This window comes from bacterium, from assembly GCA_035945995.1.
Taxonomy (GTDB): Bacteria; Sysuimicrobiota; Sysuimicrobiia; order Sysuimicrobiales; family Segetimicrobiaceae; genus DASSJF01.
Genome location: DASYZR010000108.1, coordinates 1 through 17,177 on the forward strand (window position 1 = coordinate 1; position 17,177 = coordinate 17,177).

Genomic DNA, 17,177 nt, shown 5'->3' on the forward strand with positions numbered 1-17,177 from the left:
GCTGGCCGGGAGTCCGGTGCCGGCCGTGCGGGAGCGCGCCGGGGCGTTTGCGGCGCGCGAGCGCCGCGTGCGCGAAGCCGCCGTGACCGGATTGCTCCAGCGGCTCGCGCCGTGGGGTGATCCCGCGATCGACGAGGCCACGGCCGGACACTGGGATCTCGGGGTGCTTGGCCGGACGCCCACGGCGCTGTACGTGCTGCTTCCGGAGGCGGAGGCCGGGCGGCTGCAGCCGCTCGTGGCCTGGCTCATCGCCGACCTCCTGGACACGCTGATTGAGGAGGCCGACCGGGGGGTACGGCGCTGTCCGGTCCGCGTCTTTCTCGACGAGTTCCGGCGCTTCGGTTACCTCGCCGGGCTCAGCGACCGGCTGCCGACCCTGCGGGAGCGGGGCGTCAGCGTGTTGCTGGGCGCGCAGGTGCTGAGCCAGATCGAGGAGGTCTACGGCGCGCGCGAAGCGCGGACGCTCGTCGCCAATATGGAGACCAAACTCATCTTCCGGGCCGGCGACCTGGAGACGGCGCGGCTCGTCAGCGCGTGGCTCGGGCAGACGACGGTCGTGGCGGTCTCACAGACGATTGGATCCCGCGGAACGCGGGCGACGGTGCACCCATACGTGCGGCCACTCGCCTTCGCCGACGATATCGCGAGGATTCCCGACGGCACCGTCCTGGCGCTGGCCGGCGCGCGCCGTCCGTTCATGCTGCATCAGGCGCGCTACTTCGAGGCGCCCGCGCGACAGCTGCTTCCCCCTCTCACCGCGCCGCCGTTTCCGCTGCGGCCGCGGCCGAGCCGTCCGGCCGTCCCGCCCCTCCACGCCGCCGCCCCGGCGCCGGTGCCGCGCGCCGCGGTGGTGTCGCGGCGGCGTCCCGCGCCGAGGCCGCACGGGGGCGTGCGCGTGTAAATGCGCGGACGAGGGAGCCCGCCCGGCCGCGCAGAAGCCGAGCACCATGCGCGCCCCGGCTCACACGATGGGAGGGAGCAACCGTTGATCGAGACCGCCGACGTCGTGGTCATCGGCGGCGGGATCGTCGGGATGGGCGCCGCGTTCTTCCTGTCCGAGGCCGGCGTGCGCGATGTGGTCGTGTGTGAACAGGCGCATGTCGGCGCCGGCGCCAGCGGGCGCGCGGCCGGGGTCATGATGCTCCAGGTGGGTTCGGAGACCGACCTCCGGTTTCAACTGGAGGCGATCGCCGTCCACCGGCGGTTGCAGGACGAGGTGGGGACCGACCTCCACGCGTCCGGGTGTCTCCTGCTCTGGCGTTCCGCGGACGCCGCCCAGGCGGCGGAGAAGCGCGAGGCGCTGTACGCGGACTTCGGCGTCGAGGTGGACGCGCTCGGCCCCGACGAGCTCCGGCGGCTGTTTCCGTATCTGGCCGTCGATGGGATCGTGCTCGGAACGTACTCGGCGGCCGACCTGTGGGCGACGCCGCTGGCCACCGTGCAGCGCTTGGCCGAGGTGACGCGCCGTCGCGGCGTCGTCGTGCGCGAGGGCTGCCGCGTCATCGGGATCGAGAACGACGGCGTCCGGGCGCATCGCGTCGTGACGCAGGACGGCGCCGTGGCCGCCGGCGCCGTGGTGAACGCCGCCGGCGCCTGGGCGCGCGGCCTCGGCGAACTCACGGGCGTGCGCATCCCCATCACCCCCCGGAAGCGCCAGGTCTTCGTCCTCGAGCCCCCGGCGGACGTTCCGCCCGACTCGGTGTTCATCATGGAAGAGGAGGAAGACTTCTATTGTAAGACGCGTGCCGAGGGGTTGATCATGGTGTGCGGCCAGCCGCCCGGTGAGGCCTTGGAGCCGTTGGTGGAATGGGGGTATCTGGACGATGCGCTGTCGCGCACGGAGCGCCTGATCCCCGCGGCCCGGTCGAGGCCCATCACGGGTGCGTGGGCCGGCATTCGGCCGCTCTCGCCGGACGGCCGGCCGTTTCTGGGGCCGGCGGCCGGACTCGACGGTTACTACGTGGCCGGCGGATTCGGCGGCCAGGGCTTTACCCAAGGACCGCTCGGCGGCCGTCTCATCGCGGAGTTGATCACCACGGGCCGGTCGAGCGTCGATCTGACATCCTACCGGCCCGACCGGGCCGTCCGGTCGCCCCGGCCCCGCTGAAGCGCGGCCTGGCGCGGGCGCATGTGGATCGACGCGCACCTGCATCTCGACTCTGCCGACTTCGACCCCGACCGCGACGCGGTGGTAGCCCGTGCCGCGGCCGCGGACGTCGGCCTGATGGTGTCCGCGGCGACGTCGGTGGAGGGTGCCGAAGGCGCGCTCACGCTCGCGCGCCGGTACCCCGGCGTGCGCGCGGCGGTGGGCGTGCATCCCGAACACGCCGGCGCGCTGGACGCCGCCGCGTTGGAGGCGCTGGCGGGGCTGGCCCGCGACCCTTCCGTGGTCGCGGTCGGGGAGATCGGCCTCGACTACGCCCGCGGCGCCGCGAACAAATCCGCGCAGATCGACGCGTTTCGAGCCCAGGTCCGCCTGGCCCGCAGGCTCGGGCTGCCGGTCGTCGTCCACGACCGCGAGGCGCACGAGGATGTCGAGCGGATATTAATGGATGAGGGCGCCTCCGGGGTGGTGCTGCATTGTTTTTCGGGGCCGCCGGAGATGGCGGCGCGGTGCGCGGCGGCGGGCTGGATGATTTCCCTGGCCGGCCCGGTGACGTTTCGAAATGCCGGAACGCTGCGCGAGGTCGCGCGCATCGTGCCCGAGGACCGGCTGCTGGTGGAAACGGACGCGCCGTACCTGAGCCCGGTGCCGATGCGGGGCCGGCGGTGTGAGCCGGCCTTCGTCCTGCACACCGCGCGCGCGATCGCCGCGCTCCGCAGGATCCCGCCGGAATCGCTGCAAGTCGTGGTAGAGCGGAACGCACGCCGCGTCTTCGGCGTTGTGGACGAGAGACCCCCGGCCGCGAACACCGAACGGCCGGCGCAGAGAGGACGATGGGGATGACAAAGCGCCTCGGAATCTGCCGCCCGGCCGCGGTGTTGTGCGGCGTCGCGCTCGCCCTGGCCGCGGCCGTGCCGTCCGCGGGGCCGTCCCGCGCCGCGACGCAGTTCCCGCCGACGGCCGACGAGGTCAAACTCGGGACCCGGGTCTCAAAAGAAATCGAGTCGCACTACCGGATTGTCACGAATCCGGCGCAGGTCGAACGGTTGACCCGGGTCGGTGAGGCCATCACACGCGTTGTGGAACGGCAGGACCTCCAGTATCACTTCAAGATCGTGGACGTGGCCGGTGTCAACGCCCTGTCCATCCCCGGCGGGTGGGTCTACGTCACCGAGGGCATGATGCGCTTCGTGCGATCCGACGACGAACTGGCCGCGGTCGTCTCCCACGAGATGACGCACATCAACCACCGGCACTACTACATCCAGGCGGCGCGCCAGGCGCATCTGACGCCCGCGCTGCTGGTGGCCATTGCGCTGTCGGTGCTCGCTCATTCGCCGGCGCCCCTGCTGGCCGGGGAGATCTCGTTGACCTCGGTGATGAACGATTACCAGCGCGATCTCGAGCGAGACGCCGATCTCACGGGCATCGGCTACCTGACCAAGACCGCTTATTCGCCGGTGGCCATGCTGACGCTGATGGAACACCTGGCGCAGGCCAGCCGCTTGACCGGGCAGCCGGACCCGACCGGGCTCGAGGACCATCCCCTGCCGCAGGAACGGGTCGCCTACATTCGGGATGACTTGGCGCGCCGCCACGTTCCGATCATCCGCCGCCGGGCCGAAGACTATCTCCGGATTTCGCTCGATCCGGCGCAGCCGGCCGCCGGCGCCCCCGTGACGATCCGCGTCGACGGCCAGCCGATTCTGACGCTCGGGGCCACGGTGAACGGGCAGACGCCGGCCGACCGGGCGACGGCCCTCACCGGCCGACTCGACGCCTTCTTCAACCGGGATCCCGCGCCGTTCGAGGTGCGGGCGGTCGCGCTCGCCGGCGGCTGGAGCGTCGTCGGCGGCGAGATGCCGCTGTTTGACATCGCGCCGCAGGACGCCGCGTTCGCGCAGACGACGGCGGAGGCGTTGGCGGGGGATATCCATTCCAGGCTCGCGCGCGTGATCGCCGCCGCGCCCTACAATCGGAAGTTCTGAGGTGGAGCTGCACGTCGCGTTTCTCCCGGAAGAAGCGGGCGACGTGCGCCGCCGGGTCGCCGTCGTCGTGGACGTGCTGCGGGCGACGACGTCGATCCTGACGCTCCTCGAGCGCGGCTGCGCCGAGGTCTTGATCGCCCGTGACGTCGCGACGGTCCGCCGCTACGCGGAACGCGCCGGGGCAGGACGGGTGCGCACGGCCGGAGAGGAGGGCGGCCTGGCCCCGGCCGGCTTCGATTTCGGCAACAGCCCGGCCGCGTTCGCGCGCGCCGAGGTCGAGGGCCTCCGGATCGTAATGGCGACGACGAACGGAACGCGCGCGCTGCTCGCGGTGCGGGCCGCCCCGCTCGTGTTCGCCGCGTGCCTGCGCAACCGCGCCGCCGCGGCGCGCGCCGCCGCCGGCGCGGCGGTGGAACGGGGCCTGGATCTCACCGTCGTCTGCTCGGGCCGGGAAGGGCGGTTCAGCCTCGACGACGCCTATACGGCGGGGGCGATCGCCGACGCGGTCATCGCGGACGTTGCCGGGCGGGAGCCGTGCACGTTGACGGATGCCGTGCTGGCGGCCCGCGCGCTCTACGACGCGTGGCCCGACGCCGCCGCCCTGTTCCGGCAAACGGCCGCCGGCCGGAACACGCTCGCCATCGGGCTGGAGGAAGATCTGCGCTACTGTGTGATGCGGGATTGTTCGGAACTCGTGCCGCGCGTGGGGGACGGGGTCACGCTTCTGGAGACCTGAGACGCGTCAGGTTCTGGCGCGGCCGTTGCGCCCGCTCCACTTGGCGATTTGCCACGTTGCCTTGAGCTTGCCGACGTACCCGCGGAGGAAGCCGTGCTTTTCCAGTTTGGACAGGTGCGTCAACGACCCGAGCGGAACCGTGCGCGTGCGGAGGCCGGAATGTTTCACGTGCCGGTTGAGCGCCGCCTCGACGCCGAAGCCGGTGTGGCCGAGATCCGGAAGGGCCTCGAGGACGGCGCGCCGCACGGCGCGCTGGCCGGAGAAATTCGGGAACAATCGTTGCATCAGGTCCGGTTCGATCTGTCCGATGCTGACCTCGGCCGCGCCGCTCAGCACGGGCCCGAGGAGGTTCTCGACGTGCCGGGTGGTGAGACCTACGAGATCGCCGTCCAGCAGCAGAATGACGCGCGCATCGGTCGCCGCAAGCCCGGCGGCGATCGCCCCGCCCTTGCCGTGGTTCTCGCGCAGTTCGACGACCCGGGCGCCGTGGGTCCGGGCCGCATACACGGTGGCATCCTGGGATCCGTCGCTCACGACGATCACGTCATCCACGAAGCCGCTGTGCCGGACGGCGCTCACGACGTCCCCGATGGTCCGTTCCTCGTTGAACGCCGGAATGATGGCGGCGACTCGGGGCATGCTCCCTCCCAGCCACGGCCCTTTTCCCCGATGACTTGGCGACTCCTGCCGGGGCGGCGTCCTCCCGCCCGGCCGCCGCGCCGGGGCCCCCTGCGTACGCGCGTGGCGCCGGCCGGGGTGGCGCTGCTCGTGCTCGGCGCCGTTCTGCTCGGCGTAACGGCGGCGCAGGCGGAGGACGTCCTGTTGCGGTTCGGCGACACCATTGTTCCCCAGGGAACGATCGTCTACGGTGACGCGGTGGTCGTGGGGGGCAGGCTCGAGGTTGCCGGCACGGTGACCGGAAACGCCGTCGTGGCCGGGGGCTCGGTCGATGTGAGCGGCCGCGTCGGCGGCGACGTTCGCGCGGTCGGCGGGGATGTGGTGCTCGGCTCGACGGCCGTGGTGGGCGGGGGGGCGCAGGCATCCGGTGGGCACGTGACGGTTGCTCCCGGCGCCGTCGTCGGCCGCGCGGCGCCCGGTCCGCCCGCCACTCCGCCCGTACCGCTGCCGTTCCCGCCACCGGCGCCGCCGCCGTCCCCGTTCCCCGGGCCGCCCGTGTGGATACCGCCGGCCATCCTGGGTTGGTTCGCGATCTGGCACTTGGTTGCCGGCCTGGTGATCGCGCTTCTGCTCGTGACGTTCGTCGGGACCGCCTGGTTCACGGCCGCGCTGTTCCCCGGCGTGACGGCCGTCGTCGCCGGCGCGCTCGAGCGTAATCCGGGTGGCGCCGGACTCGCCGGGGTGGCCGTGTGGCTGCTTGCCGGACCGGTCCTGCTGCTGCTCGCGCTGACCATCGCCGGTCTGCCGCTCGTGTTGCTGGCCGTCTCGGCGCTCCTCATCGCCGTGCAGTTGGGGATCAGTGCCGTCGCGGTGGTCGTCGGGCACCGCGTCCGGCCCGGGCGCATCGCGCTCGAGGCTTTGGTCGGGGCGGTGCTCGTCGCGCTGGCCTTTGCCGTGCCCCACGCGGGGTGGATTCTCGGCTTTGCCGCCACGATCTGGGGCACGGGGGGCGTTGCGATGGCGATCGTAGAGCGCCGCGGCGTCCAGGGCCCCATGCCCCCGGCGCCGTCCTCGCCGGCACCGTCGCCGTATGACGGGCCGTCCGCACGGCGTCTGCTATAATGGAAAGAGAGCGATAACGCGCGCCCGTAGCTCAGCGGATAGAGCGCCGGCCTCCGGAGCCGTAGGTCGGGGGTTCAAATCCCTCCGGGCGCGCCATATTTTCACGGTGTTGCAGTGCTTGCTCTTCGCCGGTATTCGATCATTTATTCGAACTTAGGGCCCAGTCGAGGTTCCACGCACTTATGGCGTCGTAACTATTGACATCCATGGCGATGCTACCGTCCCCGTCGAGCTCGGTCTCCGTGCCTTGACTATCTTGTAAGCCGATCAAGTCGCGAAGCGCAATCTTCGCGGCTGCCAGCGTGAACCTATCGTCATCGTAGAATTCGATCTCGTACGACCCCAGCGGATCATTGCGGCGGGCGTTCTTCAGAGCTGCGGTCATGGGCAAGACGAGATGATAATAAAGTCTGCCGTGCGCGTACTTCGTTCTAAGATGTGCGACAGTACCGCCGGCGTTGGCAGGTAGCGTCGTGTCGTCCCACGTTCGCATCGGGCGCTGTGGCTCATGATAGAGTCGCAGCGGCACGACTGTGCCGGTAATCCGATTGACCTTCAGAAGATTGCCCGTCGGATCCTGATACGTGTAGAATCGAAACTGCCACAGTACGGAAAGAGCTAATAGGCCGGTCAGAGCGGCCATCAGCAAGTCCCGCCGATTTAGACCGATCCCGTCCCTGACCGTCTGATTAGCGCTGCGCGACGCAGTGGCCTTCTCTTGCGCATCATCAGTTCGTGCGTCCGGACCTGATCGCGGAGCCGCTTGCTGGGACAGGAGCACGGTGGCCGGCTTGGTCGCGCCCCATCCCGCAGCCGGTCGAAGATTGCCGCAGTGCGGACACCTGTCCGCACTGGTTGAAACGTCCGTTCCACAGGACGGGCACGATACGATGGCCATTCGGCACCGCCCACGAGTCGATTTGGACACTCACCGTGTGAAGCGTAAAGTCACTCTTTAGTTCTTGTTTGAGAAACCTGGGTCCCGCTCCTTCGATCCATGGTGTGATTCGTGTCCATCGACGTCCGCGGCTGAGCCATGAGCGGCCTGCTCCACCACGAAGATGTGCTCAACATCTTGGCATTGAGAACCCGTGTTCGGCAGGACTCGCCGCGGTCCGAATCCCATATTGAACCGGAGTCCAAGAGAGGAGGTGTTCGTCAATGCGCTTTCTCGTGACGGCCGAGGCGACCGGTGCCGTACCAAACATGACCCCGCCGCAGGTCGCCCAAATGCTTGACACTGTTGTTGTTCCGAGTCTAGAGATGCTGGCAAAATGGGAGCGTGAAGGCCGAATCCACGGCGGAAGTTTCGCGGGGCGAAGGGGCGGTTGCATGATTATCGACGCCGCCTCCAACGAGGAACTCGCCGACCTCCTGATGACATTACCCTTTTGGGGCCTCCAAGATTGGAAGATCACACCGCTTACCTCGAACGAGGCCGCGGTGAAGCGCGTCCGCGATATGAGCCAACGTTTGAAGAGCGTCGCCGGACAGCGATAACGGGTAGCCTCGTTCAGGAAGAGTCCCCGATGGGGCGGGTCCGCGCCGGCGCCTCGATCTTGCTCGCGTCCCCCCCATCGGGGGCGGCGTTGGAAGTAGCATCCTCGCACAAGTCCCGAGTTCCAAAGCGTAGGCTCGCTTAACCGTTCCCTTCACAATATTCACCGTAGATTCACATCACTTGTTTATGATTTTTCTGGAATAGGCTTTCCGGGCATCGCGCTCCCAGTAAAAAGAGAGGTGTGGACAGGGACAAGAGAGAGGAGGGGAATGTGCGAACGTGGCTCGCAATTGCCCTGAGCGTTCTCCTGCCGATTCTCGGATTGGCTGGAATCGGCGAGGCCCAGACCGGCGTGGCCCTTCAGGGAACGCTCCAATCGGTGGACTGTCAGGCGGGGACGGTGGTCTTGGACACCGCCAACGGCACGAATACGCTTCCCCTGGCCCAGGGTTCGACGGCCGTCGTGAACTCGACGACCATTCCTCTGTGCAACCTGCAAGACTATCAGTATGCGGGTGCGACCGCGACCGTGTGGTTGGTAGCCAGCGATAGCCAGTTTCTGGTCAACGAGATCGAAGTGATGGGACCGATCGCCTATGCGTCGGCACCCGCCCAGTCGATCTCACCCGTGCCGATCTGGGGCGTCGTCCTGGGGACGATCATCGTCGCCGGATTGCTGTACTTGCTGGTGCACGGGCGGGACGGGGACTACTATCGGTACCCCTACTACGGGTGGTACCATCGCCACTACTATCATCGTGAGTATCAACCCTACTTCGGATATTATCCGGCACCGGCCTCGATCGTGATCGTTGCGGTCGCCCAACCGATCGCGGGATTCGTGCTCGGGACAGTCTATGCCGACGATCGCGAATACCTTCTGTGCCGCGACAGCGGCGGGAATTTCTACCGCTATCCCTACTTTGGACCATATCGCGCGTACTACTACCGGCCGACGTACGGCCCGTACACGGGGGGGCCGACGATCGTCAACAATACGACCGTCAATAACATCACCGTCAACAACATCAACATCAGCAACGTTGTGTACCACGCCCCGGTGCGCGTGGGTGATTCCCACTGGGATCCCCCGGCCGTCCGCGCCGCGGTTCAGGTGAATCGGCCGCCCGTGACGGGCGGCGGCCCGCCGCGGCAGCCGCAACCGATGTACCAGCCGCCGCGACAGCAGCCGGACCCGCGGCAACTCCCGCCGGCGTACCAATCCCAGCCACCGCGGCAGCCGCAACCGATGTACCAGCCGCCGCGGCAGCAGCCGGACCCCAGGCAGCTTCCGCCGGCGTACCAATCCCAGCCCCCGCGGCAGCCGCAGCCGATGTACCAGCCGCCGCGGCAGCAACCGGACCCGCGGCAGTATCCGTCGACGTACCAGTCGCAGTCGCCGCGGCAACAACAACCCACCTCTCAGTCGCCGCCGCCGGGCCGCGGCAACGGGAATGGCGATCAGCGGAGACCGAACTCCCAGCAGCAGTGCGGCTGGCCGTCGGGCCAGCCGTGTTCGAATAACGGGTCAACAACGCATTGACGCGTTCAGGTGAGACTCCCATAGACGAGTGATGCGTCCCGGGGGCGCAGCGAATGCCCCCGGGACATTCTTTTGATCAGGCGGGACGCGGGCGTGGATTTGCGGTGGCGCTCGCGAAGCCCGATAATGGCGCCACCATGGTCTTGTTCCTGAAGGCCTTTGTGATCGGGCTCTCGATCGCCGCGCCGGTGGGGCCGATCGGCGTGCTGTGTATCCGCCGGACGCTTGTTTTTGGCCGCGGCGTCGGATTCGCGTCCGGCCTGGGTGCCGCCACGGCGGACGCGTTCTATGGCGCCGTCGCGGCGTTCGGGCTCACGTTCGTGCAGCGATTCTTCGTGCAGAACGCCCGGCCGTTGCATCTCATCGGTGGGGGCGTACTGCTGCTGATCGGGTTGCGGACCATGCTCGCGAAGCGGGACGCCGTCGTGATTCCGGGCGACGGCGCTCCGCGAGTCGCGGGACTGCTGCCGGCCTACGCGTCGACATTGCTCCTGACCATCACGAACCCGATGACGATCATCAGTTTCGCGGCGGTCTTCGCGGTGATCGCGCCGGCCGGCGGCCTCGATTCTGGGTCGGCCGCCGTTACGGTCGCCGGCGTGTTTTCCGGGTCTGCCGCGTGGTGGCTGGTGCTGAGTGCCGGCGTGGGTGCGGTCAGGCGCGCTGCCGGTGCCACGCTCCTCGGCTGGGTCGGCCGGCTGTCCGGCGGCGTGATCGCCGGATTCGGCGCCGCGCAACTCCTCGAACGGACGTAGGCCCCCCGCCGGAATCGTCTCCGCATCTTCACAATCCGGCGACTCGCGCCGCTTGGCCGCGCACGTCGATCTGTTCCTCGGGCACGGTTCGCGGAACGTTTTGGGGGACGCGGGCGCTTCTGATGTGATTACGCGCGGTGAAGAGACTGTGAACAGGGAGGAGAACGGTTTGCACAGGATTCGGAACTATCCATGGATGCTCGCACTCATCGCTATGCTGGTCGCGGGGGTGACGTTCGAGGCGGTCCGGTTGCACGCGTCGGCGCAGACGCAGCCGCCGGCGCAGGGGACGCAGCCGCGCCAGGGCGGCCGGGTCTTCGGGACGATTCAATCCGTGTCGGCCGGCTCGTTTGTCGTGACGGGGCGTGACGGCCGGGCCGTCACGGTGAGGACGGGTGCGGCGACGAAGGTCCTCGGTCAGACCGCCGCGGGCCTCACCGACATCAAAGCCGGTGACGCCGTCCGGATCGTGGCGACCAAAGCGCAGGACGGATCGTACACGGCGCTGATGGTGCAGGACACGCCGGCCGGGCTTAGGGCCGGCGCGCCGCGCGGCGGCGGTGTGCGCACCAACGCCACCGGACGTGTCTTCATGTCCGGATCGGTGGTGCGCGTGAGCGGCATGTCGCTTGCCGTGGCGTCGGCGGACGGAACCGCCACCACGGTCACGATTCCGCAGACGGCGAAACTGATGCGGACGACCGCGCTGGCTCTGACGAGCTTGGCCGCGGGCGCGCACGTCGCTGTGACGGGCACGCCCAATCAGGACGGATCGCTGACCGCGAGCACGATTATGGTGATGACGGCGAAGCGGTAACCGCCCGGCCCGTCAGCGCTTCACCCCGAGGACGACGGCTTCGCCCCACGCGAACGCGAGGTCGTCGTTCTCGGTTCTGATCCGGAATTCGGCCTGCGCCTCTGGACCGGCGTTCGCAAATTCGGCCCGTAGCGCCGCCGCGTCCGCCGGGGCCATGCCGCCTCGGCCGGACCATTCGCCGAACCACTGCGGGATCACAGTCTTCTCCGCTGCCTTGACGGTCAGCCCGGCCGATTCGAACAGCGTCCGCAGGCGGTTTAGCGGGATGTTGAGGACATGCGACGCGTCGCGCCGCAGTTCCCACCGATTCATCAAGTCCGCCAGGGACGAATCTTCAGGCGCGCATGTGTCGTCGATCACGACGCGGCCGCCGCGGCGCGTCACCCGCGCCATCTCCGCGAACGCCTGTCGCAGATTCGGAAAATGGTGCGATGCGTAGCGGCAGACGACAAGATCGAACGCGTCGTTGCGAAAGGGCAACGCCTCAGCATCGCCGAGACAAAACGTGACGTTCGCCACGCCGCGTTCTTCCTTCAGCCCGACGGCTTCGCGCACCATGCCGGCGGTAAAGTCAAGCGCCACCACGGCCCGGCACCGGGCGGCCAGGGCGAACGCCGTGAAGCCGGTGCCGGTCGCGACGTCGAGTGCGCGGTCGGTGGCGGCGGCTGCCGCGAGACGCGTGAGGATTCCGAGTCCGCGTGACCGTTCGTGCCGCGGGCTCACCGTGTACCATGACGCCTGCCGTCCGAACTGCGACTGGACCGCCTGTTTTGCTGCGCGCATGTCGTCGTGCACTGCTTCGTCCTCCGGGAAGGAGCCGGTGGCGGCCGCGCGAATCACCGGCTCGTGACCTTGGTCGGGTGGCACGGGTCTTCGCTGTTCTTGGGGCTCACGCTTGCCGGCGACGCGCTGTGTCTGGCCCTCGCGATCTTCGGCGAACTCACCGGGCGTCACCGGATGCCGCACCTGTTCTGGTGGATTCTCTGGCTCGCGCAAGTCCCCCTGGCGATCGTGGCGGTTGCGGGGATCGCCCTCTTCGCCGGCGGCGCGCGTCCCCGAACACCGCTGCATTTCCTCTACGATGGACTGATCGTGCTCACGCTGCTCGCGCTCTATCTGCTGCGGCCGGGCGGTGCCCTCCGCGCCGCGATTGTGACGGACGAGCGGGCGTACCGCGAGTCCCGGTGGATGCTTCTCCTCGTCCTCTTTCTCGGCGGGCTGGTCGGGCGCGCGTACATGACCGGCAGCCTCGGCCGGTAGACCGCTTGGATACCCTGGCGGTCGAAGAGCGGTCGCGGCGCGGCTACGAAATCACGCCCGGGCCGAGCCTGCGCTCGTAGTAGGACCATATGGCTTCGCCAATCCGTCCGAAGTTGGTGTCGGTCGCCAAGTCGTCGGCCATCGCCTTGTCCATCGGCCGGGCGCCGGCCACCTGCGCGTTCATGACCTGTCGCTTCGCGGCCAGTTCGAGAAACGACGCGGCCAACACGCCGCCCCACGTTGCCGAAATATAGTGGATGGCCGGCGGCGAGCACGCCGGCGGCCAGCGGCGTGCTCACGACCGGCACCCCGAGGCGCTCCGCCAGGGCGCGGACCTCGTGTTCGGCCTCCGGGAGCACCGTGCCGCCTCCCGCCAGGACGACGGGGCGTTTGGCGCCGAGCAGCAGGGCGAGCGCCGCCTCGAGCCGCCCCCGTTCCGCGGCCATCCGGACGCGGACCATTTCACCCACCGGCTTTGGCCGGTCGCCGTCGCCGTCGACCGTCTCGACGAACAGGTCGAGCGGGACGTCGACCTGCACGGGGCCGGGACGCCCGCCCAACATTTCCTGAAACGCCTGCCGCATGACGAGGGGCATCTGGTCGGGCCGGGTCGGCTGGAAGCTCCGCTTCACGTACGGCCGCAGCACCGAAGGAAACTCCGCCTGGTAGTGCCGGTAGGTCTCCTGGAACGCCCCGCGATTGAACTGCACGCTCGGCACGTTGGCGGTGATGGCCAGCAGCGCCGACGAGTCCATCATGGCCGAGGCGATGGCGACCGGCAAATTCGCCGAGCCGGGCCCGCAGGAGCTGAATGTCACGGCCGGGCGGTGTGTGACGCGCCAATACGCGTCCCCCCCCGAAGGCAAACGTGACGCCCTCGCACAGCAGCCGGTCGACGATGACCTGTGCGCCCGTGCTGAACCGCACGGTTGCCATGTGCTCACCCCCGGTGCGAGGCCCGCCGGTCTCGCGCGCGGCGGCGCGTCCGGCATCTGCCGCGGCGGATGTTCGGCTACAGCGGCGATAAAGGAAGAATTCGTACCGTGGGAAACGGCCGTTCGTACTTCCCCCGCGTTCCTATTTCGCCCCCGCTGCCGTTCTCCTTCGCACGGCGTGCCGCCGGAGGCTACACGTCGGGCGAGAAGTCGGTTGCGCTCAACAACGCGGTCCGGATGTGTTCCACCAGCCATCCGTGCTCGTGCGATTTGTCGCGGGCGCGCTTCCACTCCGAATCGGCCTGAAAGGCGCCCCACTTCTTCTCACGGTCTTCCCACGACGCGTACCGCGTGATGTAGACGAGCTCGTCCTGATCGCCAACGAGCGTTTCCCAGAACCCCACGACGTGGATTCCGTGCTTGCGGAAGAACGCCATGGTGTGATCGCGGAACCTGGCCAGTACGTCGGCCTTCCGGCCGGGCACGCAGCGGTAAACGCGGAGCTCGTAGATCACGGACCACACTCCCTTCTCATGGTCTCGATCGCGGGCGGCGCGTGGAGGCTCGAGCCCTCAGAGCGGCATATCGTCCGGCGGGGATGCCGCGAACACAAACACGAGCGGCTGCGTGCCCGTGTTGTAGATCCCGTGCTTGACGCCGGGCGGCACGAAGATCACCGTGCCCGCCTCGATTGGGTGCGGCGCTCCGTCGAGTCGACAAGCCCGCGTCCCCCCAAGATGAAAATGATGTTTTCCGCTTCGGCATGCGCGTGTGGCGCCGCATACCCGCCCGGTTGGTGCGAGGAGAGTCGAAAATCAAACCGTTTCGTGGCGGTGTTCGTGGGATGGACCAGCAGCTTCGACCACGCGCTGTGGTGGTGGCCGGGTGGCTCGAACCATCGAATCTCGTCTGCGCGTAGAACGGCTGGCTCCATTTCCGGTTTGCTCCTTCCCGCGCCGCACGCGCCGTGCTGCCGGTCTGGTGGATTCTCTCGGCCGTTGAGCCGCGACGTTCTCGAGCTCAGGGAGCGGCCGGGGTCGTGGTCCCGCCCGCGTGCGTCCATTCCGAATCGACGACACGCGGCTTTTCGCGCCCTTCCTCGGTGAGAACCCGACGGCCGGACTTCCGCCAGGCACCGGTTCCCCCGCGTACGTTTGCAACCCGGTCATAGCCCATCTGGCGGAGAAACTGCGCGGCCCGCAGCGAGCGCATCCCACTCTCGCAAATCACGAACACCGGCCTGTCCCCCGGGACTTCGGTGAGCCGTGTCGCCAGTTCGGCCTGCGGCAGGCTGACGGCGGCCGGGACGTGGCCGTACGCGTACTCCTCAGGCTCGCGCACATCCAAGAGGAGCGCGCCCGACTCCAAGGCGTCGAGCGCCTCGACGTCCACTTCTTCGACCGGCGGCAGGCTGGTGAGCATGGCCCAGGCGGCGTCCTCGCGGCCGCGGTTCGTCGCCTCGATCGCGACCATGTTGAGCGGCCGCGCCGGAACGCTCCCGGTCAGCGTGGAGATGAACGCGGGGCGATCGAGGCGCAGCAGCGGGTTGAACAGCCGCTCGAACCCGATCGTCGTGCTCGGCCGGCCGCACATCCCCTTGCCGCAGGGGCCTTCGAAATGTCCCGGGAACACCGCCACCCAGTCGGGCAGGCGCAGCAGGCGCGTGACGCTTTCGTACTGCACGGTGGCATCGCCGCCGCCGAAGTCCGGACGTCCCACGTCGCCGACGAGCAGCGAGTCGCCGGTCAGTACCATGGACGGCTCCGGGCTGCGCGGCGGGTTGACGACCAGGACCGAGATCAGTTCCGGCCGGTGTCCCGGCGCGTGCAGAATCCGCAGGCGCAGTTGTCCGAGGGGGAGCTCTTCGCCGTCCCCGAGGCCTCGAAACGGGTACGTGACCCCAGCCGACGCGTGCAGGCACAACTCCGCGCCGTGTTTCTCGGCCAGGCGCCGTGCCCCCGATACGTGATCCGCGTGGACGTGCGTGTCGATAACGTACTTCAGGCGGAACCCGCGCTCGCGGAGGACCTCATCGTACTGCCCGATCGTGATCGCGGGGTCCACCGCCGCCGCTTCATGGGACTGTCGTGAGGCGATCAAGTACGACGCGCATCCGCATCGTTCGTCGAGAAACTGTTTGAAGTACACGCGGCCCCCTCCGTCTAGCGCCCCTAGGACGTTCCACCCGCCGCGGCGCCTTCCACCGCACGGCTACGCAACGCCCCGTCATGCTCCCTCGTTACTATTATCGAACGGTCTCATTATAGGACGGCTGCGCACCGCCCGTCACTGCCGGAAGAGCCGCGCCGGACCCGAATCAGAGAAGACGAGGCGGGTCGGTCGTGCCCGCCCCGTCCCCAGTCGCCTACAAGCGCTACTTCGGCTTCGTTGGCAACACGGTGATGCTCGGCCGGCCGGTCGGCAGGCTCTGGACCGACGGGTCCCACACCAGATAGATCTTTCCATAGGTATCCACGATCGAGTTGACGACTTTCGCGGCCTCGTCCGGGGACATGTCGAGTACCGCCGCCGAGACCAGCGGAATCTCGACCCGATGGTAGTGCCACAGCGCCTTTTCCGCCGGCGAGAATTTCGCGTAGGTCGCGGCGCTCACGATCGTTTCCACGCCGACGAGACGGGCATCCGGGGCGGCGCTGTCGTAGAGCTGGCACTCGATGAGCCCGCCCGCGACGGTCTTGCAGAAGTGATGGGCCAGCATCTCGGGCTTCCCCGGGAAGTGCATCTTCGCCGTAATGTGGAGCGTCCAGCCCTCGGTGGGCCGGGGGCTGTCACCTCCGGCCGCGGGCGCGAGACGACCGGCCCCCGCGGTAAGCGTCGCCACGGCACCGGTGATGGTGAGGACGAGCACGATCTGCGTGATTCGCCAACCGATCGATCTCATCGTTCTCCCCTCCTCGACTAATCTGCTACGCAGTTTTTTCGACCGGCACACCGACCAGGCTGCCCCATTCCGTCCAGGAGCCGTCGTAGTTGCGGACGCGCGGGTATCCGAGCAGGTACTTGAGGGTGAACCACGTGTGGGACGAACGCTCACCGATCCGGCAGTAGGCGATGACCTCGGTGTCCGGGTGGACGCCCCGGCCTTCGTAGAGCTTCCGGAGGTCCTCGGGTGCTTTGAAGGTCCCGTCCTCGCGGACGTTCTGCCCCCACGGGATGTTCTGCGCGCCCGGGATATGGCCGCCGCGCTGCGCCCCTTCCTGAGGGTAGGCCGGCATCGCGATCAGTTCGCCGCTGTACTCCTGCGGCGAGCGCACGTCCACGAGCGCGACGGCGGGCGATCCGATCCGCTCCAACACCTGGTCCCGAAATGCCCGGATGCCCAAGTCGGGGTTCTTCGCTCGGAACGTGGTCCGCGGATGAGCCGGCACGTCGTCGGCCATCGGCCGGCCTTCGGCCCCCCATTTCGCGCGACCGCCGTTCAGAATGCGGATATGCTCGACGCCGTACATCTTGCAGAGCCAGAACGTGTAGGTGGCAAACCAGTTGTTCTTGTCGCCGTACAGCACCAGGGTCGTGTCGTTGCCGACGCCGTACGCGCCGAGCAGGTGCTCGAACTGCTCCTTCGTGATCCAGTCGCGGCGGATCCGATCCTGCAATTGCGTCTGCCAGTTGAAGTGTACGGCCCCGGGAATGTGGCCCCGATCGTACAGGGTCACATCCTCGGAGACCTCTGCCACCCTGACCCCGGGGTCTTGCAGGTGATCGCCCAGCCAGACGGTATCGACCAGGACTTCGGGGTGCGCGTAACCCTCCGGCATGAATCTCTCCTCCCTCACG

At 68.4% G+C, this 17,177-nt stretch carries 19 protein-coding genes, 1 tRNA gene and 1 pseudogene; 12 read left to right on the plus strand and 9 right to left on the minus strand.

From position 1 onward, the window contains the following. The 5 genes from VGZ23_11765 to VGZ23_11785 all read left to right on the plus strand — a co-directional run. Positions 1-901, plus strand: a 901-nt coding sequence (locus VGZ23_11765; GenBank protein HEV2358271.1) for a type IV secretory system conjugative DNA transfer family protein, incomplete at its 5' end; no start/stop codon positions are given. A gap of 84 nt (positions 902-985) precedes the next feature. Further along, positions 986-2,107 carry an FAD-binding oxidoreductase gene (locus tag VGZ23_11770; protein HEV2358272.1) on the plus strand — a complete coding sequence of 374 codons (1,122 nt, stop codon included), beginning with the start codon at positions 986-988 and terminating at the stop codon, positions 2,105-2,107. A gap of 21 nt (positions 2,108-2,128) precedes the next feature. Then, positions 2,129-2,947 (plus strand): TatD family hydrolase, encoded by an 819-nt coding sequence (locus VGZ23_11775; protein HEV2358273.1) that lies wholly within the window; start codon positions 2,129-2,131, stop codon positions 2,945-2,947. Next, on the plus strand, positions 2,944-4,092 hold the full coding sequence (locus VGZ23_11780; GenBank protein HEV2358274.1) for a M48 family metalloprotease: 1,149 nt from the start codon (positions 2,944-2,946) through the stop codon (positions 4,090-4,092). The genes VGZ23_11775 and VGZ23_11780 overlap by 4 nt, the downstream gene beginning before the upstream one ends. Position 4,093: 1 nt before the next feature. Continuing rightward, positions 4,094-4,828 carry a 2-phosphosulfolactate phosphatase gene (locus VGZ23_11785; GenBank protein HEV2358275.1) on the plus strand — a complete coding sequence of 245 codons (735 nt, stop codon included), beginning with the start codon at positions 4,094-4,096 and terminating at the stop codon, positions 4,826-4,828. A 6-nt stretch (positions 4,829-4,834) separates the two neighbouring features. Here the strand turns inward: VGZ23_11785 and VGZ23_11790 are convergent, their stop codons facing one another. Beyond that, positions 4,835-5,467 (minus strand): glycosyltransferase, encoded by a 633-nt coding sequence (locus tag VGZ23_11790; protein ID HEV2358276.1) that lies wholly within the window; start codon positions 5,465-5,467, stop codon positions 4,835-4,837. A gap of 102 nt (positions 5,468-5,569) precedes the next feature. Between VGZ23_11790 and VGZ23_11795 the strand changes: the two genes are divergently transcribed. Continuing rightward, positions 5,570-6,568, plus strand: coding sequence for a polymer-forming cytoskeletal protein (locus tag VGZ23_11795; protein ID HEV2358277.1), 999 nt, complete (start codon positions 5,570-5,572; stop codon positions 6,566-6,568). Positions 6,569-6,588: 20 nt separating this feature from the next. Then, positions 6,589-6,664: transfer RNA gene (locus tag VGZ23_11800), tRNA-Arg, on the plus strand. Between the two features lie 43 nt (positions 6,665-6,707). Here VGZ23_11800 and VGZ23_11805 read toward each other — a convergent pair. Further along, a complete protein-coding gene (locus VGZ23_11805) occupies positions 6,708-7,211 on the minus strand; it encodes a hypothetical protein (protein ID HEV2358278.1) in 504 nt (167 codons plus the stop codon). Positions 7,212-7,729: 518 nt separating this feature from the next. Between VGZ23_11805 and VGZ23_11810 the strand changes: the two genes are divergently transcribed. The 4 genes from VGZ23_11810 to VGZ23_11825 all read left to right on the plus strand — a co-directional run bounded on the left by VGZ23_11810 (position 7,730) and on the right by VGZ23_11825 (position 11,184). Further along, the gene (locus tag VGZ23_11810; GenBank protein HEV2358279.1) at positions 7,730-8,068 is read left to right on the plus strand and encodes a muconolactone Delta-isomerase family protein; all 339 of its coding nucleotides are present in this window, start codon (positions 7,730-7,732) and stop codon (positions 8,066-8,068) included. A gap of 272 nt (positions 8,069-8,340) precedes the next feature. Further along, positions 8,341-9,612 carry a hypothetical protein gene (locus tag VGZ23_11815; protein ID HEV2358280.1) on the plus strand — a complete coding sequence of 424 codons (1,272 nt, stop codon included), beginning with the start codon at positions 8,341-8,343 and terminating at the stop codon, positions 9,610-9,612. Positions 9,613-9,716: 104 nt separating this feature from the next. Beyond that, positions 9,717-10,367: a LysE family transporter gene (locus tag VGZ23_11820; protein HEV2358281.1), complete on the plus strand. Its 651-nt coding sequence runs from the start codon at positions 9,717-9,719 to the stop codon at positions 10,365-10,367. A gap of 169 nt (positions 10,368-10,536) precedes the next feature. Continuing rightward, positions 10,537-11,184: a DUF5666 domain-containing protein gene (locus VGZ23_11825; protein HEV2358282.1), complete on the plus strand. Its 648-nt coding sequence runs from the start codon at positions 10,537-10,539 to the stop codon at positions 11,182-11,184. Between the two features lie 12 nt (positions 11,185-11,196). Here VGZ23_11825 and VGZ23_11830 read toward each other — a convergent pair whose 3' ends face one another. Then, the gene (locus VGZ23_11830; GenBank protein ID HEV2358283.1) at positions 11,197-11,979 is read right to left on the minus strand and encodes a methyltransferase domain-containing protein; all 783 of its coding nucleotides are present in this window, start codon (positions 11,977-11,979) and stop codon (positions 11,197-11,199) included. Between the two features lie 51 nt (positions 11,980-12,030). Between VGZ23_11830 and VGZ23_11835 the strand changes: the two genes are divergently transcribed. Continuing rightward, complete coding sequence (locus tag VGZ23_11835; protein ID HEV2358284.1) at positions 12,031-12,444, plus strand: hypothetical protein; 414 nt, start codon at positions 12,031-12,033, stop codon at positions 12,442-12,444. Between the two features lie 43 nt (positions 12,445-12,487). On the opposite strand, the gene VGZ23_11840 is transcribed toward VGZ23_11835, so the two are convergent. The 6 genes and pseudogenes from VGZ23_11840 to VGZ23_11865 all read right to left on the minus strand — a co-directional run bounded on the left by VGZ23_11840 (position 12,488) and on the right by VGZ23_11865 (position 17,158). Continuing rightward, positions 12,488-12,670, minus strand: coding sequence for a hypothetical protein (locus VGZ23_11840; protein HEV2358285.1), 183 nt, complete (start codon positions 12,668-12,670; stop codon positions 12,488-12,490). Positions 12,671-13,570: 900 nt separating this feature from the next. Further along, positions 13,571-13,894, minus strand: coding sequence for an NIPSNAP family protein (locus tag VGZ23_11845; protein HEV2358286.1), 324 nt, complete (start codon positions 13,892-13,894; stop codon positions 13,571-13,573). Positions 13,895-13,951: 57 nt separating this feature from the next. Then, positions 13,952-14,104 (minus strand): annotated as a pseudogene (locus VGZ23_11850) (cupin domain-containing protein). A 295-nt stretch (positions 14,105-14,399) separates the two neighbouring features. Further along, positions 14,400-15,527 (minus strand): MBL fold metallo-hydrolase, encoded by a 1,128-nt coding sequence (locus VGZ23_11855; protein ID HEV2358287.1) that lies wholly within the window; start codon positions 15,525-15,527, stop codon positions 14,400-14,402. Between the two features lie 226 nt (positions 15,528-15,753). Next, complete coding sequence (locus VGZ23_11860; GenBank protein HEV2358288.1) at positions 15,754-16,281, minus strand: DUF1264 domain-containing protein; 528 nt, start codon at positions 16,279-16,281, stop codon at positions 15,754-15,756. A 25-nt stretch (positions 16,282-16,306) separates the two neighbouring features. Further along, on the minus strand, positions 16,307-17,158 hold the full coding sequence (locus VGZ23_11865) for a sulfurtransferase (protein HEV2358289.1): 852 nt from the start codon (positions 17,156-17,158) through the stop codon (positions 16,307-16,309). Positions 17,159-17,177: the final 19 nt, after the last annotated feature.